The 23,089-nt window shown below is 62.3% G+C and carries 28 protein-coding genes; 16 read left to right on the top strand and 12 right to left on the bottom strand.

The window, feature by feature from the left end:
- Window positions 1–49: 49 nt before the first annotated feature.
- The 4 genes from RQ479_RS07335 to RQ479_RS07320 all read left to right on the top strand — a co-directional run bounded on the left by RQ479_RS07335 (window position 50) and on the right by RQ479_RS07320 (window position 2,523).
- Complete coding sequence (locus RQ479_RS07335; RefSeq protein WP_376704587.1) at window positions 50–646, top strand: cold-shock protein; 597 nt, start codon at window positions 50–52, stop codon at window positions 644–646.
- A 19-nt stretch (window positions 647–665) separates the two neighbouring features.
- Window positions 666–1,229, top strand: a complete 564-nt coding sequence (locus RQ479_RS07330) for a DUF192 domain-containing protein (RefSeq protein ID WP_376704586.1) — start codon at window positions 666–668, stop codon at window positions 1,227–1,229.
- Window positions 1,230–1,249: 20 nt separating this feature from the next.
- On the top strand, window positions 1,250–2,017 hold the full coding sequence (locus tag RQ479_RS07325) for an alpha/beta fold hydrolase (protein WP_376704585.1): 768 nt from the start codon (window positions 1,250–1,252) through the stop codon (window positions 2,015–2,017).
- Between the two features lie 164 nt (window positions 2,018–2,181).
- Window positions 2,182–2,523, top strand: a complete 342-nt coding sequence (locus RQ479_RS07320) for a hypothetical protein (RefSeq protein ID WP_376704584.1) — start codon at window positions 2,182–2,184, stop codon at window positions 2,521–2,523.
- Window positions 2,524–2,562: 39 nt separating this feature from the next.
- On the opposite strand, the gene RQ479_RS07315 is transcribed toward RQ479_RS07320, so the two are convergent.
- Window positions 2,563–3,177: a hypothetical protein gene (locus RQ479_RS07315; protein WP_376704583.1), complete on the bottom strand. Its 615-nt coding sequence runs from the start codon at window positions 3,175–3,177 to the stop codon at window positions 2,563–2,565.
- A gap of 159 nt (window positions 3,178–3,336) precedes the next feature.
- Between RQ479_RS07315 and cysE the strand changes: the two genes are divergently transcribed.
- Both cysE and RQ479_RS07305 read left to right on the top strand, forming a co-directional pair.
- Window positions 3,337–4,185, top strand: coding sequence for a serine O-acetyltransferase (gene cysE / locus RQ479_RS07310; RefSeq protein ID WP_023717455.1), 849 nt, complete (start codon window positions 3,337–3,339; stop codon window positions 4,183–4,185).
- 210 nt (window positions 4,186–4,395) lie between these two features.
- Window positions 4,396–4,599, top strand: a complete 204-nt coding sequence (locus tag RQ479_RS07305; protein WP_023674799.1) for a DUF3126 family protein — start codon at window positions 4,396–4,398, stop codon at window positions 4,597–4,599.
- Window positions 4,600–4,863: 264 nt separating this feature from the next.
- Here the strand turns inward: RQ479_RS07305 and RQ479_RS07300 are convergent, their stop codons facing one another.
- Window positions 4,864–5,595, bottom strand: coding sequence for a hypothetical protein (locus RQ479_RS07300; RefSeq protein WP_376704582.1), 732 nt, complete (start codon window positions 5,593–5,595; stop codon window positions 4,864–4,866).
- 120 nt (window positions 5,596–5,715) lie between these two features.
- Between RQ479_RS07300 and RQ479_RS07295 the strand changes: the two genes are divergently transcribed.
- Together RQ479_RS07295 and RQ479_RS07290 are read left to right on the top strand one after the other, a co-directional pair.
- Entirely contained in the window at window positions 5,716–6,060 is a 345-nt protein-coding gene (locus RQ479_RS07295; RefSeq protein WP_376704581.1) for a DUF6949 family protein, read from the top strand.
- Window positions 6,061–6,078: 18 nt separating this feature from the next.
- On the top strand, window positions 6,079–6,627 hold the full coding sequence (locus RQ479_RS07290) for a gamma carbonic anhydrase family protein (RefSeq protein WP_352467326.1): 549 nt from the start codon (window positions 6,079–6,081) through the stop codon (window positions 6,625–6,627).
- A gap of 42 nt (window positions 6,628–6,669) precedes the next feature.
- On the opposite strand, the gene RQ479_RS07285 is transcribed toward RQ479_RS07290, so the two are convergent.
- Both RQ479_RS07285 and RQ479_RS07280 read right to left on the bottom strand, forming a co-directional pair.
- Complete coding sequence (locus tag RQ479_RS07285) at window positions 6,670–7,416, bottom strand: SDR family oxidoreductase (protein WP_376704580.1); 747 nt, start codon at window positions 7,414–7,416, stop codon at window positions 6,670–6,672.
- 30 nt (window positions 7,417–7,446) lie between these two features.
- A complete protein-coding gene (locus RQ479_RS07280) occupies window positions 7,447–8,634 on the bottom strand; it encodes an MFS transporter (RefSeq protein ID WP_376704579.1) in 1,188 nt (395 codons plus the stop codon).
- Window positions 8,635–8,730: 96 nt separating this feature from the next.
- On the opposite strand from RQ479_RS07280, the gene RQ479_RS07275 reads away from it, so the two are divergent.
- The gene (locus tag RQ479_RS07275) at window positions 8,731–9,627 is read left to right on the top strand and encodes a LysR family transcriptional regulator (RefSeq protein ID WP_376704578.1); all 897 of its coding nucleotides are present in this window, start codon (window positions 8,731–8,733) and stop codon (window positions 9,625–9,627) included.
- 214 nt (window positions 9,628–9,841) lie between these two features.
- Here RQ479_RS07275 and RQ479_RS07270 read toward each other — a convergent pair whose 3' ends face one another.
- The 3 genes from RQ479_RS07270 to RQ479_RS07260 all read right to left on the bottom strand — a co-directional run bounded on the left by RQ479_RS07270 (window position 9,842) and on the right by RQ479_RS07260 (window position 12,349).
- The gene (locus tag RQ479_RS07270; protein WP_376705883.1) at window positions 9,842–10,441 is read right to left on the bottom strand and encodes a transglutaminase-like cysteine peptidase; all 600 of its coding nucleotides are present in this window, start codon (window positions 10,439–10,441) and stop codon (window positions 9,842–9,844) included.
- A gap of 540 nt (window positions 10,442–10,981) precedes the next feature.
- Entirely contained in the window at window positions 10,982–11,593 is a 612-nt protein-coding gene (locus tag RQ479_RS07265; RefSeq protein WP_352467331.1) for a PilZ domain-containing protein, read from the bottom strand.
- A gap of 117 nt (window positions 11,594–11,710) precedes the next feature.
- Entirely contained in the window at window positions 11,711–12,349 is a 639-nt protein-coding gene (locus RQ479_RS07260; RefSeq protein WP_352467332.1) for a PAS domain-containing protein, read from the bottom strand.
- A 391-nt stretch (window positions 12,350–12,740) separates the two neighbouring features.
- Between RQ479_RS07260 and RQ479_RS07255 the strand changes: the two genes are divergently transcribed.
- The 4 genes from RQ479_RS07255 (at window position 12,741) to RQ479_RS07240 (ending at window position 16,222) form a co-directional block, all read left to right on the top strand.
- Window positions 12,741–13,508, top strand: coding sequence for a rhomboid family intramembrane serine protease (locus RQ479_RS07255; protein ID WP_376704577.1), 768 nt, complete (start codon window positions 12,741–12,743; stop codon window positions 13,506–13,508).
- A 101-nt stretch (window positions 13,509–13,609) separates the two neighbouring features.
- On the top strand, window positions 13,610–14,041 hold the full coding sequence (locus tag RQ479_RS07250; protein WP_023717464.1) for a CBS domain-containing protein: 432 nt from the start codon (window positions 13,610–13,612) through the stop codon (window positions 14,039–14,041).
- Window positions 14,042–14,232: 191 nt separating this feature from the next.
- A complete protein-coding gene (gene gatB / locus RQ479_RS07245; protein WP_376704576.1) occupies window positions 14,233–15,732 on the top strand; it encodes an Asp-tRNA(Asn)/Glu-tRNA(Gln) amidotransferase subunit GatB in 1,500 nt (499 codons plus the stop codon).
- 1 nt (window position 15,733) lies between these two features.
- A complete protein-coding gene (locus RQ479_RS07240) occupies window positions 15,734–16,222 on the top strand; it encodes a GNAT family N-acetyltransferase (RefSeq protein ID WP_376704575.1) in 489 nt (162 codons plus the stop codon).
- Window positions 16,223–16,238: 16 nt separating this feature from the next.
- Here the strand turns inward: RQ479_RS07240 and RQ479_RS07235 are convergent, their stop codons facing one another.
- From RQ479_RS07235 to RQ479_RS07215, 5 genes are all read right to left on the bottom strand, one after another.
- Window positions 16,239–16,580, bottom strand: a complete 342-nt coding sequence (locus tag RQ479_RS07235; protein ID WP_376704574.1) for a hypothetical protein — start codon at window positions 16,578–16,580, stop codon at window positions 16,239–16,241.
- A gap of 151 nt (window positions 16,581–16,731) precedes the next feature.
- A complete protein-coding gene (locus RQ479_RS07230; RefSeq protein WP_376704573.1) occupies window positions 16,732–17,943 on the bottom strand; it encodes a hypothetical protein in 1,212 nt (403 codons plus the stop codon).
- A 149-nt stretch (window positions 17,944–18,092) separates the two neighbouring features.
- Entirely contained in the window at window positions 18,093–18,392 is a 300-nt protein-coding gene (locus RQ479_RS07225; protein ID WP_352720755.1) for a hypothetical protein, read from the bottom strand.
- 94 nt (window positions 18,393–18,486) lie between these two features.
- Window positions 18,487–19,887 (bottom strand): ArnT family glycosyltransferase, encoded by a 1,401-nt coding sequence (locus RQ479_RS07220; RefSeq protein WP_376704572.1) that lies wholly within the window; start codon window positions 19,885–19,887, stop codon window positions 18,487–18,489.
- 208 nt (window positions 19,888–20,095) lie between these two features.
- Window positions 20,096–21,256 (bottom strand): LuxR C-terminal-related transcriptional regulator, encoded by a 1,161-nt coding sequence (locus RQ479_RS07215; protein ID WP_352720759.1) that lies wholly within the window; start codon window positions 21,254–21,256, stop codon window positions 20,096–20,098.
- 258 nt (window positions 21,257–21,514) lie between these two features.
- On the opposite strand from RQ479_RS07215, the gene RQ479_RS07210 reads away from it, so the two are divergent.
- The 3 genes from RQ479_RS07210 to RQ479_RS07200 all read left to right on the top strand — a co-directional run bounded on the left by RQ479_RS07210 (window position 21,515) and on the right by RQ479_RS07200 (window position 23,009).
- Entirely contained in the window at window positions 21,515–21,913 is a 399-nt protein-coding gene (locus tag RQ479_RS07210; RefSeq protein WP_023674818.1) for an NADH:ubiquinone oxidoreductase subunit NDUFA12, read from the top strand.
- Between the two features lie 155 nt (window positions 21,914–22,068).
- On the top strand, window positions 22,069–22,551 hold the full coding sequence (locus tag RQ479_RS07205) for a DUF2155 domain-containing protein (protein ID WP_352451095.1): 483 nt from the start codon (window positions 22,069–22,071) through the stop codon (window positions 22,549–22,551).
- An 89-nt stretch (window positions 22,552–22,640) separates the two neighbouring features.
- The gene (locus tag RQ479_RS07200) at window positions 22,641–23,009 is read left to right on the top strand and encodes a hypothetical protein (protein ID WP_352467351.1); all 369 of its coding nucleotides are present in this window, start codon (window positions 22,641–22,643) and stop codon (window positions 23,007–23,009) included.
- Window positions 23,010–23,089: the final 80 nt, after the last annotated feature.

The raw sequence follows: 23,089 nt of genomic DNA, 5'->3' as shown, positions 1-23,089 counted from the left end.
TGATACCAAGAATCAGTTGCAGTGTTTCTTGAAAAAAGGGGGCGTTCTTATGGGGGAAAAGGCCTCTTTCATGGGGCGGGACGGGGCCGGTAACGATGCGTTGAAGCGGGATGAGAGCGCCGATACGGCCGATCTCGTCGAAATCGCCGGCGCCATCAAATGGTTCGACGTGGCCAAGGGCTACGGTTTCATCCTTCCCGATGATGGTGCTTCGGGCGATATCCTCCTCCATGTGACGTGCCTTCGAAAGGACGGTTTTCAAACCGCCCTGGAAGGCGCCCGCGTCGTCTGCCTGGTCAAGCAGGGCGAGCGCGGGCTGCAGGCCTTCCGCGTGCTCTCGATGGATGTCTCCACGGCGGTGCATCCGGCGGAGATGCAGGAGCAGCGCACCCATGTCGCGGTGACGCCGGAAAGCGGCCTCGAACGGGCGCTGGTGAAATGGTTCAACCGCACCAAGGGGTTCGGCTTTCTGACCCGGGGCGAGGGCACCGAGGACATTTTCGTCCACATGGAGACGCTGCGCCGCTACGGCATCACCGAACTCCGACCGGGCCAGGTGGTGCTGGTCCGCTTCGGGCGCGGCGACAAAGGCCTTATGGCTGCCGAAATTCATCCCGATATGGGTACCTTGCCGGTCTCGCATTAGTTCCGGTCGAGGATTTCATATGGCTCACAGGAACCGGCTGACGGCAGGCGCGCTCTGCGCCGGTATTTTCCTCATCGTCGCCACAAGCGCCTTCTTCTATTTTCAGCAACCGAGTTCGGCCGACGGCAAGGCGATGATCCTTCCCGTCGACCCGGCGCCGCTGGTCGCGGTGACGAAGGCCGGCGAGCGTTCTTTTTCGGTCGAAATCGCCGACACGCCCGCCGAGCGCGAGGCCGGCCTGATGTTCCGCCGGCACATGGCCGACAATCACGGAATGCTGTTCGTGTTCGGTGCGCCGCAGGATGTGAGTTTCTGGATGAAGAACACGCCGATGCCGCTCGACCTGATCTTCGTCGGCCAGGACGGCCGGATCCGGGCGATCAAGCAAGGCGAGCCGCACTCCGAGGCGATCATCTCGCCGGATGAGCCGGTGCGCTTCGTACTCGAGCTCAAGGCAGGCACCGCCGCTAAAAAGGGCATAAACGACGGCGACCTGCTACGCCATCCGGCCATCGGTACGGCGCCGGGGCCGGCCATGCCGCCGCCCGACAAGGGCGATGCGCCGAATGTCGATTCCGACTGAACGGGCAGGATCTTCGGCCGATGCAGTTCTTCTCCCACGACGGTTTCGACCTTGCTTTCCTTGACCGCCAGCCGGCATCGGGGCAGGGCGATCCGGTGCTGCTGATCCACGGCTTTGCCTCGAGCCATTACGTCAACTGGGTGTCGCCCGGCTGGTTCAAGACGCTGAACGACGCCAGCTACCGCGCGATCGCCTTCGACAATCGCGGCCATGGCTCGTCGTCGAAGAGCTATGACGAAGCAGACTACACGCCGGCAAAAATGGCGTCCGACGCGGCAGCGCTTTTGAACCATCTCGGCATCGAACGCGCCCATGTCATGGGTTACTCGATGGGCGCGCGCATATCGGCCTTCCTGGCGCTCTCCGACCCGGAGAAGGTGGCGACGCTGGTCTTCGGCGGTCTCGGCATCGGCATGGTCGACGGCGTCGGCGACTGGGATCCGATAGCCGACGCACTTCTGGCCGAGGATCCGGCAGGCACCAGCGACCCGCGCGGCCGCTCGTTCCGCGCCTTCGCCGACCAGACCCGCAGCGATCGCCGGGCGCTCGCCGCCTGCATCGCCACCTCGCGCGAATTGCTGAGCGAGGCCGACCTTGCCCGCATTGCCCAGCCGACGCTGATCGCCGTCGGCACCAAGGACGACATCGGCGGCTCGCCGGATGAGCTCGCCGCCTTGATGCCCAACGCCAGGGCTTTTCATATCGAAGGCCGCGACCACATGCTGGCGGTCGGCGACAAGACCTTCAAGCAGCGCGTGCTGGAGTTTTATGCCGAGCATCCGCTTTGATGGATGGCTCCCCAAAAGCGGCCATTGGGCCTGAAGCTGGGGTTCTTAGCGGTTTTGCAACGATACAGGAGTAACTATGCGTGACGCGTGGATCGGTTCAACCCCGCCACGCGCTAAACTAGGGCAGGGGTACGATGGCACAATGGGGAAGAAGCGACGCCGCTTTGCCGGGCGTCGGTACGAAAAGCACGTTCGGCGAATGGTCCGTTGTTCTAGCGCTGGCCGCATTGGCGACAGGGGCGATTGCGATCACCGCGTTGATAGCAATGCCGAGCGACGCCTCCCCACTGCTCCAGAACAGTGCGACGGGCTTCTTCGCTGCGGTATTTTTTCTGGCCGGGCCTTTGGCACATCTTACCGGCGCGGTCTTCGGGCTGATGGCGCTTGGGCGCCAAAACGACAATCGTGTGCTCGGCCTGGCTGGCATCGTGGTCAACGGCGCGTCGCTGGCGGCCGGGGTGTTCATGTTGTGGGCAATGGCATCGACTTTTGGCGCATTCAGCTGATTTCGGGCAAATATCCCGGACGCAAGCGAGCGACGCGAACTACGATCCGCCCGGGCTGTGCCCCAGCGCCTTGAGCGACCGCGCCATGTTATGCCGGGCCTGGGTTTCGAAGCGCCGGCGGAATTCCTCGCTATGGAAGATATGCGGACGGGCGAGGAAGCCCTTCAGGACCGCGGCACGGCCGGCCCGCCACATTTGCTCATCGACCCACTGATATTCGCGGCGGACCGCCTGTTCATAAGCGTCGAACACGTCAGGCGCGGCACCCAGGATCGCCAGGTCCATGTCGAGGAACAGCGCCGCGTCGCGAACCGAATGCTGGTCGCCAAGAGCCGGCAATTCGTGGCCGGCGGTGGCAGTGATCATCGCCGCGATGCGATCGAGGCGTTGTGCGTCGGCGCGGCCGGCGAGCTTCTCCTCGGCAAGTGCGGAACTCCTCGCCTCATTGTCCTTGGCGCGGCTGTCGTAGATCGCGTCGTGGAACCAGATCGCCGCTTCGACTGCTTCAGGATCATGCAGCAACGCCTTGTAATCATTGGCTAGCGCCAGCATCGCCTCTATGTGGCCAAGATCGTGGTAGTGGCGATCTTCGGCCTCATAGAGCGCGGAAAGCTCGCGCTTCAGGGTGTCGTCCATCAAGGTTGCGTTTTCCATGGCTGCTTGAAATTCCGCCAACCAAATCCATTTGACGAAGCACTAAGGAAAATTGAGTTCACCCGTGCTATGATCTGGCTTATAGGTGCGGCCGGAGAATAGGCAAGCCGCCAACCGAGACATTGGATGGCCGAGACATTGGATGGCCGGAGACATCAGATGAACAGCGTTACGATTTCCCGTCCCACCAGGGTGCAGCCGGTAGATCCGATCTGGCGTTCGATCCGCGACGAAGCGATGGAAGCGGTCAACCGCGATCCGCTGCTGGCGGCGTTCCTCTATTCGACCATCCTCAATCAGGAAAACCTGGAAGAAGCGGTCATTCACCGGCTGGCCGAACGCCTCGCCCACCAGGACATCGGCTCCGACCTCATTCGCCAGACATTCAAGGCGATGGCGGCCGACGACAAGGACTGGTCGACGACGGTGCGCGTCGACATCCAGGCTTATTACGACCGCGATCCGGCCTGCGACCGCTTCATCATGCCGGTGCTCTACTTCAAGGGTTTTCATGCCATCCAGACGCACCGGCTGGCGCATTGGCTGTGGAACCAGGGCCGCCAGGATTTCGCGCTGTATTTGCAGAGCCGGTCGTCCTCGGTGTTCCAGACCGATATCAACCCGGCCGCCCGCATCGGCAAGGGCATCTTCCTCGACCACGCCACCGGCCTCGTTGTCGGCCAGACGGCGGTGATCGAGGACGACGTGTCGATCCTGCACGGCGTGACGCTGGGCGGCACCGGCAAGGCCGGCGGCGACCGTCATCCCAAGATTCGCTACGGCGTGCTGATCGGCGCCGGTGCCAAGATCCTCGGCAACATCGAGATCGGCCATTGCTCGAAGATCGCGGCCGGCTCGGTGGTGCTGTCGCCGGTACCGCACAACAAGACGGTTGCCGGCGTGCCGGCCCGCGTCGTCGGCGAGACAGGCTGCGATCAGCCTTCGCGCCAGATGGACCAGCTGTTGCCATCGCAGACGATGGACCACGTCGTCAGCTTCGACATCTGAGCGCTCGGGCAGGGGCTGAATTCCTGCCCCCTATGCCGGCTTGCCTTTACATGGCCATTGTCGACGTGCCAGAAGCGCGCTCACCAATGCATGTCGCCCAAAGTGCCCAGCGGTTTTGGGATAGCGACATGCATGAAGCAAGATTTAAAGCGCGTCGCATCGTCTCTTCAGACGCGACGCGCTTTAGCAAGCGACGATCGGAGAAGACTGTTGAAGCCGGATGAAATCAGAAAGCTGGACGCCTATTTCAAGCGCACCTTCCAGAACCCTAAACTCGAAGTGAAGGCGCGGCCGCGCAAGGAAGATTCGGCCGAGGTCTATGTCGGCGACGAGTTCCTCGGCATCGTCTTCAAGGACGAGGACGACGGCGATTATAATTTCTCGATGGCGATCCTCGACATCGATCTGGCCTGAGCAGGGAATTTAGCTGGCCACGACGCCTCAAGCGCAGCGGCGGTACGGAACCTTGCAAGACGCCAGCGGGACAGCGCCCCCCTCTGGCCTGCCGGCCATCTCCCCCACTTGGAGGGAGATTGGCAGCTTCGGCGCTGCACTCCTCCTGCAACATTGGAGATTGGCGAAAGCCAAGATGACGGCCGATCTCCCCCCTCGTGGGGGAGATGTCCGGCAGGACAGAGAGGGGCGCGAAGGATCGCTACGGAACGGCTCGTTTCGTTGCTAACGCCCAGTCTTCAGCATACGTGCTGCCTCGCCAGAAATCGTCGCGTCGAGCGCCTGCCAGTCGCCGAGGAATTCCCGGGGGAAGCGGTAGGTAAAGCTGAGATTGTCGCCGACCAGGATGTCGCGTTCGCAGGGCGCCAGCGATTCGTCCGCGCTCGGGCCGCTCAGGCAGCGCGCGACGAACGGATCCTTGCCGGGGCGGTTTGCGACCGCCAGCACTTCGTTGAGATAGCCTGATTTTTCGCTGAAGGCGTAAAGCGTGGTGCCGCCAGGGCCGGGCGTGCCCGGCTTGGCGATCAGCGCGCTGTAGATCGGCGCGAAGCGGCCGCTCATGTCGCGCGACATCATCTGCGGCTCGAACGACAGGAAGACGATGTCCTTGCTGGGTCCGGTGTGGTTGAAGTCGTTGCGGGCAGCCTCGCTGTAGCCATCCATCTCGGGATAGCGCAGATAGAGGTCGAGCCGCGAGGCGATGCCGTCGCGCCGGGCCTGCGCAAAGCGGATGACATTGGCCGGCACGGCGATGATGTTGTTGCCGATGACGACCTTGTGGATCGTGGTGTCGTCGGTGTACCCGGCCATGGCGATCGAGCGGCCGAACCATTTGGCGCCAAGGCTGATCGCCACCGAAAGCAGCGCCAGCGTCGCGAATGCATAAAACACCCGCTTCATCAGCGTCGAATCGACGACGCTGAGTTGCGGGCCCTCTGTGGCGGCTGCCTGCTTCATCGCGACCCTCGTTTACCGTCCCGTCGGGTGTACCTGAGCGGCACATCTCGGCGCGGCACGGCTCTTGCTTCGCAGCTTTTGCAGGCGACTGTGCGATTTCATGGTAAACGGAGGGTAAAGATGGGTCCGGTCGAACAAATCATATTCAGTTTTATGGCTGGGCTGACGGCTTGCGGCCTGGCCGGATCGGCTATGGAGCTGATCGCCGGCCGCAAGCTTGCCTTCGTCCAGCCCTATGTATCGTCGAAGCACATGTTGCGCTCGCTCGCCGCGACGGCTTGCGCCGGGCCGCTGATGTTCGCCAACGAGGCGCTGGACGCCTGGCGCGAGCGTCGCATCTCGGTGCTGGGGCTGATCTCCTGCGGCTGTACGGCGACCATCTGGGCGCTGGCGCTGGGCATGGTGGTGATCGCCATTGCGTCGTGGGCGGCTTCGCTTCTAGGGTCTGGCGGCTTGTCGGTGTGAGACGATCTGGAGACAGCGATGCCGATCTACGCGATTGACGGAAAAGCGCCCGCCTTCGAGGACGCCGACAGCAACTGGATCGCGCCCGACGCCACTCTGATCGGCAATATCAGAATCGGCCGCAATGCCGGCTTCTGGTTCGGCGTCATCGTCCGCGGCGACGACGAGCCGATCGTCATCGGCGCCGACACAAACGTGCAGGAGCACACAATCATGCACACCGACGCCGGCTTTCCGCTGACCGTCGGCCAAGGCTGCACGATCGGCCACCGTGCCCTGCTGCATGGCTGCACGATCGGCGACAACAGCCTGATCGGCATGGGCGCCATCGTGCTGAACGGCGCGAAGATCGGCAACAACTCGATGGTCGGCGCCGGTGCGCTGGTCACCGAAGGCAAGAAATTTCCCGACAATTCGCTGATCGTCGGCTCGCCCGCGCGCGTCGTCAGGATGCTCGACGAGGCCGCAATCGCCAGGCTGCGCGCCTCGGCCGCGCATTATGTGGCCAACGGCAGGCGGTTCAGGGCGGGACTGAAGGAAGAACAATCGGCGATGCTCATGAAATAACGGAGCCGGCCTTGGGATGCCGAAAGCATAGCTCCTTCCAAGTCAAACCGGCTGGGCGGTCGGCCGGAACAAGATCTCGTTGATATCGACGTCCTCGGGCTCGTTGATCGCGAAGGCGACCGTGCGGGCAAACGTATCTGGCCCCACGGCGATCTTGCTCACGAAGTCCCTGGTGCCCTGCTGGATATCCTTCTCGCTGATATGCTCGAGCAATTCTGTGCTGACAGCGCCCGGCGAGATCATCGTGGTGCGGATATTGTAGGGTTTCACCTCTTTCCGCAGACCCTCGGACAGCGCACGCACGGCGAACTTGGTGGCGCAATAGACTGCCGCACCCGGGTCGACCACATGGCCGTAGACGGACGAGACATTTATAATGTGCCCCGATCGCTGTTCCTTCATGTACGGAAGTGCGGCCGCGATGCCGTAAAGGACGCCCTTGATGTTGACGTCAATCATGCGGTCCCATTCGTCGACCTTGAGCCGTTCGAGCGGGGCCAACGGCATGAGGCCCGCATTGTTCAGCATCACGTCGATACGGCCGAATTCCCGGACCGCCGTGTTCACCAGATGCTGGACCTGGTCGCTGTCGGTGACGTCCGTGGTGACGGCCTTGGCATTGTGCCCAGCGGCGGTCAGTTCCTGGACAAGGGCGTCGATGCGGTGTGACCGCCGTGCACCCAGGACTACGGAAGCGCCTCGCGCGGCAAGATGGCGCGCCGTCGCTTCACCGAGGCCGCTGCTGGCACCGGTGATGACGACGACCTTGTTCTCGATTCCTTCAGACATGAGATTCTCCTAGACAAGAATTGAAAGAGTTCAGGTGCGGGGGCCGGCCGAGGCGGCGAGCAAGGCCGAGCCCGTGAGCAGGACGGCGGCGAGAAGGAAGGCGCTCCACCAGCCGGCCACATCGAACAGCAGGCCTCCCGCGATAGCGCCGCCCGCGATCGCGAACTGGATCAGGGCGACCTGGAGTCCGCCCCCGGCCTCCAGGTCTTCAGGGATGAGGGTGGTCATCCAGGTGTTCCACGCCACCGGGATCGGGGTCGCGAACAGTCCCCAAAGAACCAGCAGGGCGGCCGTCGCGCGTGCAAACGGTCCAAAGGCAATCAGCAGTAGAGCGAAGACCGCGAGTGCACTCGGCAGCCCGATCAGCACGGCTGTGAGGTGCCGCCGGAGTATGAAGCCGATGATCGACAGTCCCGCCACGCCACCGAGGCCGACGCCTAACAGAGCCATTGAGAGGGTGTTCACCTCGAGGCCCGTCACGTTTTCCAGAAACGGCCGCAGGTAGATCGAGAGCGCGTTCTGCCCGATGAAAGCGAGCCCGGTCGCGCCCATGCCGATGGCGAATCTGCGATTCCGCAGCAGGCCGAACATGCTCGACACCGAGGCGGCCTCCATCGGTGGCATCTTCGGGAGAACGGCCAACTGCCACACGAGCGCCGCAAGGCCGATGGGGACAGTGACGAAAAAGGTTCCCCGCCATCCGATCAGCGATCCGAGGAAGCTGCCGACGGGCGCGGCGATCACCAATGCGAAGGCAGTGCCACCCTGGAGCAAGGCAATGGCCTTAGGCAGGTCGGGTCCCGCGGCCAGGCGGGCCAGAATGGCCGTCGACAGTGACCAGAAACCGCCGATCGCGATGCCGACCAGCGCCCGCCCGGCCAGGAAGACCAGGAAGTTGGGAGCAAGCGCCACCGCCAGGCTCGATACCGCCAGCACTGCCGTATAGAGCAGAACCACCGTCCGTCGATCGACGTTTCGCAAGAGCGAGTTGCCGAAGAGGCTGGTAACCACGGCGAAGAATCCGGATACCGCGATTGCCTGGCCGGCCCGACCCTCGGAGACGGCCAGATCCTGAGCGATCGGGGTGAGCAGGCTCACCGGCAGGAACTCCAGTCCAACCAGAAGGAAGGTCAGCAGCGACAGGCAGACCACCGCAGGCCATGGGGTCGTCGTGCTGTCAGCTGCGGCGGCCTCGTCCAGTGCGAAATCGATGGTCATAAGGCAGTCTCCTGTCCGTTCCCGAACTAAGTAGTCGGGCTGGCCAAATGCGACTAGCGGGTATAATTTTGATGTGGTTGTGAATGAGGCTCATCAATGCCACGCGACGAGTTCGCCGAAATGCGCGCGTTCCTGGAGATCACCCGGACGCGGAGCTTCACCCGAGCAGCCGCCAAGCTCGGGGTCACTCCTTCGGCTCTTAGCCACACCATCAAGTCGCTGGAGTCGCGGCTTGGCGTCCGTCTTTTGTCTCGCACCACGCGTGACGTGGCCCCGACGGCGGCCGGTCAACGCCTCAAGGAAGGCATCGAACCGCATTTCGAAGGGATCGCGGCTGAGGTCAGCGCTCTCGGCGTCCTGCGCGACAGGCCGTCCGGCAACATTCGCCTGGTGTGCACCGACGATTCGATCGACATTGTCTTCCGCGCCCGGCTGCCAAAGTTCCTGAGCGACTTCCCTGATATCAAGGTCGAGCTGGTGGTCGATAATGCCTTCACCAACATCGTCGAGCGCCAGTTCGATGCCGGTGTGCGGCTGGGCGAGTCCATTGCCCGAGATATGGTAGCCGTGCGCATCGGAGCCGACGTGACCTACACTGTCGTCGGCTCACCCCACTACTTCGCCCACCGGTCACCGCCGGAGACACCGCAGGAGCTGACCGACCATAACTGCATCAATTACAGGCTGCCGACGTCAGGATCGGTCTATGCGTGGGAATTGCGGGAAGGCGCGCGCGAGTTCAGCGCTCGGGTCGAGGGACAACTGACGCTTAACAACATGGGGCCGGCGATCCAGGCCGCGCTTGACGGTGTGGGCTTGGCCTATCTACCGCGCGAACTCGTCCTTCCACACATTGAGAGTGGCCTTCTCCAGGAAGTCCTGACCAAATGGTGCCCGACGTTCCAGGGTTACCACCTGTACTATCCAAGCCGACGCCATCCCTCTCCGGCGTTTTCCGCCTTTGTCGACGCGTTCCGTATCAGGGGCAAGTAACAGCGTTTCGACGGCGAACGACAGCTAGGTATCGCACAAACGGTCGTGCGACAGCTTGGATGACGAAGCGCAGTTGGAGGCAAAGCCGAGATAACTGTATCGAGATGTGTTCCGCCGGAAATGGTGGAGCCGGCCCGGGGACGGGGCCGGCTCCTTAAACCCGGTCGTTGGGGACGGGGAGGGTGGGGACTCGACCGGGTTTTGCGTCGCGTCCTCAGCGGACGCTGGCGACCGCGTCGGAGCGGCCGTCGTTGATCGTAACCCAGGCGCCGGAATTGCGGTCGGACTGGCGCTTCAGGTAGGTGTAACTGGTATTGGTCCAGGACAGCACCTTGGGCTGGAGATTGTCGAGGATGAACTCGCCGAGGCTGGTGCGCACGGTCAGCACCGCATGGCCGTCGCCATTGCGCTGGCGCACCACCGTCATCAGCAGATCGCCGGCCGGCACGCCGATGCTCATCAGCTCGCGGCGCTTTTCCAGCGCATAGTCCTCGCAGTCGCCGAAGCCGCTATTGGGGAAGGACCAGACTTCCTCCTTGCCCCACATTTCCATGTCGGTGCGCGGCGCGACCTTGCTGTTGACCGAATTGTTGATCTTGACGATCGTTGCCCACAGCTTGCGGGTGAGTTCGACCGGTGCCCGGCCAGGCGTCCTCTGATTGCATTCCTGCGGAAGCTGCTGGCACAATTCGTAGTGACCGACTGGCTGCGTGGTGCGGCCGCCGGTATGCATGAAGGCCGGCTCCGCCGCGCTTGCAATCCCCCAGCCGAAAAGCTGCATCGCTATTGCCGCCAGCAACAGCTTGCCCCTCATCCTGTTCATTATTCAGTCTCCCCTTTTGAGGAGACAATGACAGGGCTGGATTTATTTGACGCAAAAGCGCGAAGTAGACATTAAGTAAAACCCCAATAGAATAAACATAAAATTTGATGCAATTGAGTATAGAATTGTTAATTGGGTGCGACCTCCGCGCGGATCGACAAGTGACCGACTGCAACGGCGCGGCAATCGCTTCAGGCTTGTGCTCCTCTTGCGCCCCGCGGTTCGCTGGTGGTTGGCGAAAGTCGAAGCGGCATCCAATCTCCCCCCTTGCGGGGGAGATGTCCGGCAGGACAGAGGGGGGTGGGAAGGATCGCCAACTATCGACTGTATCCATCCCAACCGGAAGCAGCTTGAGGACGCGGCTAAAAATTGGTTGACAGGTCGGAGGGACAGCACCCCCTCTGCCCTGCCGGGCATCTCCCCCGCAAGGGGGGAGATCGACAGTTTCGCCGACGGCGCCTGCTGCAGTATCACCCCATCATTGCTTGACGCGATTTGCCTTCAAAAAACGGACCGTTTCGTTTTTGGCTGTCAGGACGAGCTGAGTTCGGTATCGAGCGTTTCCGGCCGCTGGATGACGGCGAACTCGATGGCGACGCCATCTTCGAAATGGCGCACCACCTGGCCGCGCATGGTGCCCAGCGTCACCTGGACGCCGATGGCCGGCTTGACGTCGATCTCGATCGCCGCGCCAGACAGCGACAGGTCGATGATGCGGCACTGGTACTGCCGTCCGTCGGCAAGCTGCAGCACGCTCGTCGGGTTGCGTGGCGCGACGCGCTCATGGCGGCGGTCTTCCGGCAGGTCGAGCTCGTGCTTGTTGGCAAGCCAGGTCAGTTGCGCGGCCAGCTTGTCCCTCTTGCGGTCCGACGCGATGACGGTCATCGCAAAGCCATCCTGCAGGGTGCGGGTGATGACGCCTTCGATGCGGCCGATGTGATCGATATAGGCAATGACCTTTTCGCCAGCCAGGCCGGCGCGCTCGGTGCGCAGCGCAACGTTGCCGGGCGACATGTCGACCACCTGGCAGGGATGTTCGGTGCGGTCCTCCAGCATGAAGCGTCCGTAAATCTTCACGCGGACACGCTGAAAGTTACGCCTTTCAGCTTGGGACGGCGCATGGTCGACCGCCGCTGACCTCATCACTGCCATACCCCGTTCGGCATTCCGCGCATGGATGCGGGGAATTTCAGCGGAAAACTACAACAAAGCAGGTTAACAAAGGGGAAAGCCCGGCGCTGTTGCTTTAAGCTTTGGGCATCATTCCTCGCGTCCGCCGTCGAAGACGACCAGGTGACGGATGCGGCGGGCCTGGCCGAGCGCCGAAATCGTCTCGGGCGGGTCGAATTCCGACGGGGCGAGCGAGGGAACCTCTATCGCCGGCCGGTTCTTCAGGAACATCGGCTCCTTGTCGGGATCGACGACACGGATCGAATCGATCAACGCGTCGAGGACCGGGTCGGCGCCCAGCCAGAAGGGCTTTTCGACGGCGCTTATCACGCCGAGGCAGCGCGGGCTCTCGACCCCGCCGTCGAGCGGCAGCGCGAGCAGCTCGAACCTGTTGGAGCGACCATTGCGGCTGAAACCCTCATAGGTAATGAGGGCCACAGATTTCAGGTCGAAGACGCCATCGGTCAGCTTCGAAATCAGTCGCTGGTCCTTCTCGCGCCACAGCGAAGGGAATGAAAACCCCTTGAGTTCGCGGCCATAGACCGCGCAGAGCCTGGTGCCGGCGAGCCGGAACACCGCTTCGCCGCGCGTGTCCTTTTCCAGGATGAACGTGTCGGCCAGCAGCGACTTGATGTCGGCCGGTTCGACTTCCGAGCGCTTCGGGGCAGGGCGTCCGTCACGCAACCGGTTCCAATAATGGAACAGCGTGATCGATCCGGTCTGGTTCATGCTAATGCTGCTCCGCGCATTCTGTCTTCTGATGTCCCATCGGTGAACAGAAGGGCGCCCTCCGAAGACCTACATGCGTTGCGGAGCAGGATGCGTGCCAGCATCGTTAATACTTGTTCACGGGTCGGGGCGGTTAAGGTTAACAACTGGTTTACGTTGCGTGCCTGCCAGGCCTGTGGCACACCAAAACCACTCCAGAAGCGGTCGTTTTGCGACGATCGGCAGCACTTCAGTCAAGAGTTCGGGGGAGCAAGGGGGCTCGACCAGCCGTTCAAGGGAAACCTTGGACGGCTTCTTTTTTGATTCGGGGCTGCTGATTCGTCGTTTGTGATTCGGTTGGCCGTGATCTACATGCTCGCGAAGTCCAATCCAGCGACTGAGTGCAAGCCATATGAGCGATCCAGAAAGCCCGTCGGAGATCGAGCGGGGCCAGGGTGGGCCTGTCGCCCGCGAACCGGAGCGCCGCGAACCGGTGTTCAACCTGCCGCCCGTCGTGCTGGCGGTGATCGGCATCTGCGTCGTCGTCTTTCTGATGCAGCAGTATGTGCTTAGCCAAGACCAGCAGCTGACACTATTGTACGACGGGGCCTTCATTCCTGTTCTCTATACTGGCCAATACGGCTTCGACTGGTTCCTGTTTTCTCGGCCCTTTACGTATGCCTTCCTGCATGGCGGCTTTGCCCATCTTGCCATCAACATGGTGTGGCTCGCGGCGTTCGGCTCACCGCTGGCCAACCGCTTCGGCGCGCTGCGCTTCGGCCTGTTCTTCGCCGCGACCGGATTGGCGGCGGTGGCATTGTTCTGGGCCATGCATCCGCTTGGCGAGGCGCCGCTGGTCGGCGCCTCCGGCGCAATTTCCGGCATGATGGGCGCGGCGGCACGCTACGGCTTCCGGATCGACCGCTCGTCGGGCAAGGCCGCCTTCGCCGGCCAGCCTTTGCCGATGGCGGCAGTGCTGCGCTCGCGCGGCGTCGTCACCTTTCTCGCCATGTGGATGGTGATCAACCTCGCGACCGGCCTCTTCGGCCTGGCGCCCGGCATTGACGGCCAGATCGCCTGGGAAGCCCATATTGGCGGCTTTCTTGCCGGCTTCTTCGGCCTGCGGTTTTTTGATCGGCAAGGGCAGGTGCCCCGGAAGGCGGACGAGCCGGAGACCTGAGACCTCCGCACTTGAAAAGCAACCGATCGCGGCGCACCATGTTCATCCCAGGGAAAGCCGGCCAGGGCAGGAGCCGGCAAGGAAATGCAGAGGAGGACGCCATGACTGTTAAGGCAATTCTCGAGGCAAAAGGCCACGACGTGGTGACGCTCGGGCCGAACGAAAAGCTCAGCGAAGCCATCCGCATGCTTTCCGAACACAGGATCGGCGCGCTGGTCATCACCAACGGCGACCACAAGATCGTCGGCATTCTTTCCGAGCGCGATGTGGTGCGGGTTCTCGCCAAAGAGGGGGCGGCGGCGCTCGACCTTGCCATCCGCTCGGCGATGACGCCCAAGGTGAAGATCTGCAATGAGAACCACACCGTCAACGAGGTCATGGAGATCATGACCAAGGGGCGCTTTCGCCATCTGCCGGTGGAAAAGAACGGGCTGCTCGACGGCATCGTGTCGATCGGCGACGTGGTCAAGCGGCGCATCGAGGATGTCGAGCGCGAGGCCGAGGAGATCAGGGCCTATATCGCCACGGCGTGAGGCGACGGCGGCCGGGTTGCCGGCCATTGAATCTTTTCAAGCCGCTATAGCAGTCCATCCCGGCAGGTGCGGGCCTGTGCCGCGTCGGCGCCTGCGGCTTTGCGCTTGTCTCTTTTGGCGGTTTGCACTAGCGAAGTTGCACATCGAAATATGCGTTCTCGCATATCCGCAATTTCAATATGCAGGCCCTTATGAGCATCATCGATACCCGCACGCCCGACGCCAAGCGCCTGGTTCCCGGCGCCACCGGCGACTGGGAGATCATCATCGGCCTCGAGGTCCATGCGCAGGTGACCTCACAGGCAAAGCTGTTTTCCGGCGCCTCGACCATTTTCGGCGCCGCGCCCAATGCCAATGTCAGCCTGGTCGACGCGGCGATGCCCGGCATGCTGCCGGTCATCAACGAAGAATGCGTCAAGCAGGCGATCCGTACCGGGCTGGGCCTGAAGGCTGAGATCAATTTCAAATCGGTCTTCGACAGGAAAAACTATTTCTATCCTGATCTGCCGCAGGGCTACCAGATCTCGCAGTTCAAGCAGCCGATCGTCGGCGAGGGCAAGGTGATCGTCTCGGTCGGCCCGGACCGGCAGGGCGAGTTCGAGGACATCGAGGTCGGCATCGAGCGCCTGCACCTTGAGCAGGATGCCGGCAAGTCGATGCACGACCAGCATGCGACGATGTCCTATGTCGATCTCAACCGCTCCGGCGTGGCGCTGATGGAGATCGTCTCCAAGCCGGATATGCGCTCCGCCGATGAAGCCAAGGCCTATGTCACCAAGCTGCGCACGATCGTGCGCTATCTCGGCACGTGCGACGGCAATATGGACGAAGGCTCGTTGCGCGCCGACGTCAACGTCTCGGTACGCCGGCCCGGCGGTGAATTCGGCACGCGCTGCGAGATCAAGAACGTCAACTCGATCCGTTTCATCGGCCAGGCCATCGACTATGAGGCGCGCCGCCAGATTGCCATCCTCGAGGACGGCGGCAGGATCGAACAGGAAACGCGGCTGTTCGACCCCAACAAGGGCGAGACGCGCTCGATGCGCTCCAAGGAAGAAGCGCACGACTATCGCTATTTCCCCGATCCCGATCTTCTGCCGCTTGAATTCGACCAGGCCTATGTCGAGGCGCTGGCAAAGGACCTGCCGGAACTTCCGGACGCCAAGAAGGCGCGGCTGATCACCTCGCTCGGCCTGTCGACCTACGATGCCTCGATCCTGGTTTCGGAAAAGGCGATTGCCGATTATTTCGAGAAGGTGGCGGCCGGGCGCGACGGCAAGCTCGCCGCCAACTGGGTCATCAACGACCTCCTGGGGGCCTTGAACAAGGCCGGCAAAGATATTGAAAACGCTCCTGTTTCGCCAGACCAGCTTGGCGCGGTCATCGACCTGATCAAGGAAGGCACCATCTCTGGCAAGATCGCCAAGGATCTGTTCGAGATCGTCTGGAACGAGGGCGGCGATCCGCGCCAGCTGGTCGAAAGCCGCGGCATGAAGCAGGTCACCGATACCGGCGCCATCGAAAAGGCGGTCGACGAGGTGATCGCAGCCAACCCGGACAAGGTCGAGCAGGCGCGCGCCAAGCCGACCATGGCCGGCTGGTTCGTCGGCCAGGTGATGAAGGCGACCGGCGGCAAGGCCAATCCGCAGGCGGTCAACGAGCTGGTCAAGGCCAGGCTCGGGATCGAGTAGGATGTTCGTCCGTACCGCCAGCGAGCGCGATCTTGCGGCGGTGCGCGCATTGCTGATCGAGACCTGGCATGCCACCTATGACGCCATCTACGGCGCGGCGCGGGTCACCGAAATCACCGATGAATGGCATTCGATTGCCGCACTCAAAGCACGGCTGACGCGGCCGAACTCGGAGTTCCTGCTCGCCGACGACGGCAAGAGTATCGGCGGCATGGCCTTCGCCGCCGCCACCACGGATCCCGGGATCGTCATGCTGAACCAGCTTTACGTGCATCCGGCCTGGCAGAGGCAAGGCATCGGCCAGGCGCTGCTGGACGAGATCGAGGCCAGCTTTCCGGAGGCCCGGACGCTGCGCGTCGAGGTCGAGGAAGCAAATGCTCCGGCCATCGCCTTTTACCGCGCGAGAGGGTTCTTGCCCGCCGGCAACACGGCCGATTGCGGCGGCGCCTCAGGCCTCCCGGCGCTGGTTTTGGAGAAGGCGATCGGCTAGCTCGTTCGCCTGACGCTCAGTTGCGTTTCACGGGCAGGTTGGAGCAGCCGGCAGCGAGAAACTCGCACGGCAGGCTGCCGCCGCCACCCGACGTGTGCGGGGGCGTGGCGGCTTCGATTTTTTCCACCTCGTAATATTTCGAGGTGACGCCCCATTTTTTGACGCCCTGGCACGTCGAGCGCACGCCAACCTCCGTCGCCTTTGCCGCAGTCTTGTAATACGTGGTGATCCTGCAGGATTGGCTTACCGGCAGCGCGTTCGCCGGGCTCGTGACCGGCGGCAGGAAGTTCGGGAAGGCAAGCAGCGAGATCGCCGCAATGATCCGGGCGGCGGGCATGGTGTGGGTAAGGTGCAGCATCGCTTGTCTCCATCGATGGCGCCGCTCGCTCGTGGCGCAGCGGCGCGTTTGTTCCCGCAAGATCAGGCCATGATGCCGGCGCTTCCGCATCTGCCGCGCGGGGGACGGCGGCAGCGGTCTGAACCGCCGCCGTCATCCGCGAGCGGCCGCGTCAGGGCGTTTTCGGCTTGATGAGCGTCTTTATCGGAACGGCGACTTTTGGTGGCCGGACCGTACTGGCCCCACCGTCGACGGCCAGCCCGCCGCTGTTGAGATAGCGCACCGTATAGTGCAGCTCGTAGCCCGGAACTCTGATCCATGTAGGCTTGTGATTGAACTGGTCCGGAGGCCTCGAATACCACTTCGGGATCTGCATGATCTTGGAACCGGCACCGAATCCCGCATTCTTGGCCGCTACTGCGAAGGCGCTGTCTCTGGGGTCGTTCGGCGGCTGATCGACATTGCCGATGACGACCAGCGAATCGTATTTTCGCGCGTCGAGCCGTACTGCGGGAAGGTTCAGCGCAGCCACGTCGCCTTCGCGCATCGTCAGCGCCTTCTGAAGGCCGTCCTCATTGGCGTAGACGTTGAGGTTTATGGCCTCGGATTCCGCATAGACGACATTGTTGTGGAAGTCGCGGGCTGACAGGCGCGTGAGGCTGTCGAAGGTCACTTCAACCGTCGGCTTGGCGATGGCGTCCGTCACCACCAGGTTGCGCCGTGGCACCGTCCAGAAGATGAAATCATCGTCGGTGGCCTGCGTGCCGGCATCGGAACCGTCTATGGCCGAGCATTTCGAATTCGGAACCGGCGTCGTCACCGGCAGCGGTGCCGAAAACGAGCTGCGTACCTGGGCGTCGATGTAATTGCCGACGTTGAAAACGTCTTCGAGGATGTTGCCGCCCTCGAAGCTCGCCGGGCCGGGTTGCGAGCGGATGATGACCTGGCTGGAATCGGTCTGCCAGCCGCTGCAGAAGACGTTGACGTCTATGGGAATGCCGATGTGGCGGTCGGAGGTCACCGGGATCGAGACTTTGATGGTCAGGATGTAAGGAACTTTGACAAACCAGCTGTTCGGCTGGTTCAGCATCTGCGTCGCAAAGCGCGACGGCCGCCATTGCTTCAGCGATTCGATCGATGCGCGCGATGATCGTCCCTGGGCGGCCAGCTGTGCGTTGGTGGCGTCGACCTTGGCCTGCGCCAGGTTGCGGACGGTGTTGGTGATCAGGAACACGCCGAGTTCAGCTTTGCAGGGCCTGTTCGATTGTGTGGGGTTGCATGGGGCAAGTGCCGCACTGGGAACCGGCGGCCCCGAAGGCGGCGGCTGGGCGGCCGCGGTGGCCGCCATCAGGCAGAAGAACAGCATCGTGCAGGTTTTCAACATGGTATCCTCGCTCTGTCGTTGGAAACCACCCTCCGGCTAGACAGCAGCATTTCTTCGATGGCGGTTCATCGCCCGCACGGGGGATGAACCGCGAAACGTCGGGCGGGCCCAGCGACGTTGAGCCGCCGCCGTCCTTTCGGATCGGATGGCTACTGCTTCACGGCGCCTTCGGTTGTCGCCTTCGGCGCGACGACCTTCGGCTTGGGGGTTTTCGGGCCTGGGTCGACTACCAGTGCGGCCGTGCAGGAGCATTTGCCCGAACCGCAGTTCAGGTCGCCCTTGCACATTTTGGAATGCCGCATGTCGGTGCAGTCGGCGGTCCCGGAGCAGGAGCAACTGCCTTGCCCAATCGTTCCGGACTGACATTTGAAGCTCCATGCCGGATCGGCGGCAAGGCCGGCCACGGCGAGCGATAGGACAAAAAGCATCGTCGAGATAAGCTTGCACATGAATACCTCCCGGTTCTATCGAGCGATGGAACCACGAAGCAGCAACGCCTTCATCTCCCGCGTGGGGGACGAACTCGCATACCGGTGACGATCGTCAATGCTGTCCCTTCAGCACGACGAGATAACCGCGTTCGACGCGAAGCCGGAACGCGATTTGCCCTGCAGTGCCGGGATCCTTGGAAACTTTGTCGATGACATAGCCGCTGGGATGCGAACCAAGCCATTCTTCCGGTTTGTCGGTGCTTTCGAACGGCCTTTGCAACCGGGCCAGGAAGCCGACTTCGCCTTGATAGTCGAAAGCCACGGCCCAGTCCGCATCCTTTCGCTCGTCGATGAAGTTGGCGAGCGGCGTCAGGTCATAGCGTTTGAACGCGGTTGCCGATGCCACCGCGTGGCCGATGCCGAAAATGACAAGCATGACGACGGCCGAGCTCTTCAGTCTGGCGAGCGGGATCTCCGCCATGAAATAGCCGAACAGGATGACCACGAACGGCAACATCGGCACGACATAGTGGGGCTGCTTGCCGGATATCGCGCTGAACACCAAGAACACCGCAACGAACGAGAACGACAGCAGGCGCAAGGCGCGCAGATCCGGCGACTTCGCGTCGATCAGGCTGCGTATCCGCGTGCGCAGCTTCAACCGCCAGACCTCGGGTATGAAGATCCACGGTATGAACATGACCGGCAGCAGCAGCAGATAGAAATAGAACGGCCGGCCGTGCGAATTGCGCAAATTGCCGGTGACGCGCCCCGCCGACTGGTTCCAGACGAGATCATAGACGAAATTGCCTTTTGTCAGGATCGTCGCCGGCACCAGCCAGATCGCCACCGGAATCAGCGCGGCGAGCAATGCCAGGCCCACTCCAGCGAGGAAGTTCGGTGTCGCCAGTCCCGCCCGCCGGTCGCGCCAGAACGGGTAGAACAGGATGGGCGCGCCGATATGGATCAGCACCACCGGGCCTTTCGTCAGCACGCCCATGCCGATGAACAGCCCGGCCAGAACGGCCTGCCAGCGGTTGCCGCTCCGGGCAAAGGCAATCAGCGACAACAGCGCGGCGAGCACAAAGACCGTCAGCAACAGGTCGAACAGGATCAGCGTCGAATAGATGACGAACACGCTGCTTCCGGCGACCAGCCAGGGGATGCGCCGCGCGATGTCGTCGCGGCCCGGAAACAGGGTCTTTGCCAAAGCCGTCGTCAGCCAGATGACGAGCGAGGAGGCGGCGAAGATGACCAACATCGCCGCCGGCCGGCTGGCGCCGAAAACGGTCCAGACAAGGTCGATAAGCCAAAACAGCAGCGGCGGCTTCTGCAGATAGGGCGCGAAATTCATCGTCGGGACGAAGATCTGTCCGCTCAGATACATTTCCCAGGTGACGCTGAGATATCGCGTTTCGTCGACGGGCAGCAGTGGCCGGAAAGCGACCGCGATTACGATCAACCCAAGCAAAAAGAAGTAGGGGAGCAGCCGCTCGGTAGATGTCGGTGTCAAAGATCGAGATCCGCGCCAGAAACCATTTTCATTCCAGCCGAGCATAGTGCCGCGTTTCTGGACCGCGAACGACCGCACCATGATTTTGGCCGAATTGCAACGATGCCGGTTTCGTTTCGCAGATTTTGCGGACGATGGTCTCAAGAGCTTGGAAAACTTACCGACCGAGCCTTTTGGGCCGCTGCCGGTCAAGGAAACCCAGTGCAAATCAACTGGAGCGCAACGGCGGCGACAATTCGCGCATCAAGAGTTCGAGCTCGCGTTGATCGCCGGTACCGGTCTTGTCGAAGATCGTCGCCAGCTGCGACTTGACGGTGCCGTCCGAGACGCCGCCGGCCGCGGCGATTTCCTTTCGCGTCAGGCCGGCGGCAACGTGACCGGCGACGCGCCTTTCTGCCGCGGTCAGTCCGAACAGCGCCGCAATGGCGTCCAGCGCCGGGATCGGTGCCGAACCGGCCGCAGCGATGAAGATTGCTGCGGCGGCGCGCTGCGAGATGCGCGCCGAGATTTCACGCCGCGCCAGCGGCATTACATGGGCCACCGCCGGAACGGCCGTCTTGGCCAGAGGAATGTTGATGCCGCAAGGTCCGAGTGCGAATTCGTCGCGCGTGCCGAGCTGGACGGCACGGCCGATTGCGGCGTTGGCGTTGGCATAGGTGAATGAAAGCTGGCCGCGCACGCAAGCAACCGAAATGTTTTCGGCGAGCAGCGCTTCGGCTGACGGGTTGGCGAAGATGATGGTCATGTCTTCGGCGACGATCAGCACCGGATGGTCGAGGCTTTCGATGATGGAGCGGAAGATTTCGGCCTTGCGCCGCTCGGCTTCGAACAGGTCGCCGATCGTCACCGCGCGCCGCACATGCGGCGCCAGCAGGCAGACAAGCTCGAGATCCTCGCGGGAAATCTGGCGCCTGTCCTTGTCGGTCACCACCATTAGCGTGCCGATCCGGGTCGGCCGCTTCATCAACGCCACCCAGAAGAAATCGTCCAGGCGGTTGGGTTGCACCCATTCGCGCACGATGCGGCTTTCGAGCCATCTCTGTCGCGTATCCGGGCCTTGCAGGGCGTAGATCGAATCGACGGTGAACGGCACGTCGATCTCCATCTTGGGAACCGCCGCATAGAACGGCACTTGCGAGCCGTAGTCATGCTTCAACGGCTCAAGAACTGCGGGATCGCCGCAGGACACCGAAAACCGCGCGGAACTGCTGATCGTGTCGATGACGGCGAGCATGGCAAGCTGGCCTTCAGCCAGGCTGCAGATGGCCTCGAGTGTCGCCTGCCAGCGGTCGACGTCGGCAATCGAATCGTAGATCGCCTCAACGACCTGCGGCAATGCGCGACCGGCCGTGCCCGCCAGCGATGACATGAGCCCCTCTCATTTGCCGTCCTTGAGGCAACGAAGCATCAACTCCTAGAATAACGCTGCGTAAGGTCGCCAACAACCCATTTCATCTGCTTCGGGCGGACGCGAAAATCGCATGAACGTTTCGCTTTCCCGCCAGCCATTTGCTCGCCGGTTGCGGCAAGACCCTTGCCTTCGCAATGCCGTGACGCCATAAGCAGGAACAGGCGCCGCCGCAGCCGCCGCGAGGACTTGCTACAAGGACTTGCCACGAGGATTTGGATGAAAACTTTCCTTCTGCAGTTTTTCACCTGGTGGAATAGCCAGACATTGGGAACGCGCTTCCACACCTGGCGGCATGGCAAGAAGGTCGGGCAGGACGAGGTCGGCAACGTCTACTATGAGGGCGGCGTCGATTCGGAAGGCCGCACCCGCCGCTGGGTCATCTACCGCGACTATTCGGAAGCCTCGGCGATTCCGCCCGGCTGGCATGGCTGGATCCATCACCGTGTTGACGTTGCGCCGCCAAGCGAAGACTACAAGCCACGCGACTGGCAAAAGCCGCATGTGCCGAACCTCACCGGCAGCCCCGCAGCCTATCGGCCGAAAGGCTCGGTGCTGACCAACCAGCATCGTCCGCAGGTGACGGGCGACTACGACGCCTGGACGCCTGGTTCGTGATCGATCGGCGCGACACGCGCGCGGTCCTCACGGGCGCGGTCCCACGGGGGCGGTCCTTTGTCGCCACAATTGCTGTTTAGCTGTTTGCTGATCCGACAGCAGCAACTAGCCTTGGCGTTAAGCGAATCACCCGGGCGCAAACCACCGGACCTTGCATGAGCATGTTCAGCCGAATTTTGACGGGCGGATTAACCGCGGTCGTTCTCGCTTCTATGGTGGCGCTTGCTGCTGCGCAGGAATTGGCGCCGCCTGCGCCGGACGCATCGGTGGCGCCTGCAGCACCCGCAGTATCCGAGCGCATCACCAATCCCGTTGCTGAATTCGCCGGCATCGACAAGATCACCGGCCGTATCATCACCTTCGATGTCTATATCGACGAGACGGTGCAGTTCGGCGCTTTGCAGGTGACGCCGCGCATCTGCTATTCGCGGCCGGAGAACGAAGAGCCGAAGACGGATTCGTTCGTCGAGGTCGACGAGATCACGCTCGACCGGAAAATACGCCGTATCTTCACCGGCTGGATGTTTGCCGAAAGCCCCGGGATCAACGCCGTCGAGCATGCCGTCTATGACATCTGGCTGAAGGGCTGCAAGCAGAAGTCCGACGTGCCGGCACCGGCTGCCCCCAAAACCAACTAGAATCTGTCAGCGCGGCGGCGGATACCGCGCCTTGCGGAACCGCCGTATTGCCCGAGCGTTGGTGCCTCTCTACGGTGGAGGTTGCCATGATGATGGCCAACAAGAACGAACTTCTCGATATCGAAAGGGGATTCTGGAGCGGCGGTGCCGACTATTTCAAGGCCAACGCCGATACCGAATGCCTGGTGGCCTTCCCGCAGATGGCGCGGGTGATGAGCAATACCGATCTGGCCGCAACTGCGACGGACCCGAACCGCTGGCGCGATCTCGACATCGACCTCAAAGGCATCATCGAGCCTGGCAGCGACATCGTCATGCTGACCTACGAGGCGCGTGCGACGCGGCAAGATGGCGAAGCCTATGCGGCGCTGGTCAGCACCGGCTATGTCCACCGCGTCAATGGCTGGAAAATGATGTTCCACGCACAGACGCCGCTGGTGACGGCATCAAAAGGCTGACCGGCCGCTAGAGCAATTCCAGGAAAGTGTGAACGGTTTTTCGTCCGGAATTGCGTTTCTGTGAAACGATGAACCATCTA

Source organism: Mesorhizobium sp. ISC25, assembly GCF_042295465.1.
Taxonomy (GTDB): Bacteria; Pseudomonadota; Alphaproteobacteria; order Rhizobiales; family Rhizobiaceae; genus Mesorhizobium.
The sequence above is the reverse complement of the archived record's forward strand: the minus strand, read 5'-3'. Positions and strand labels throughout refer to the sequence as shown.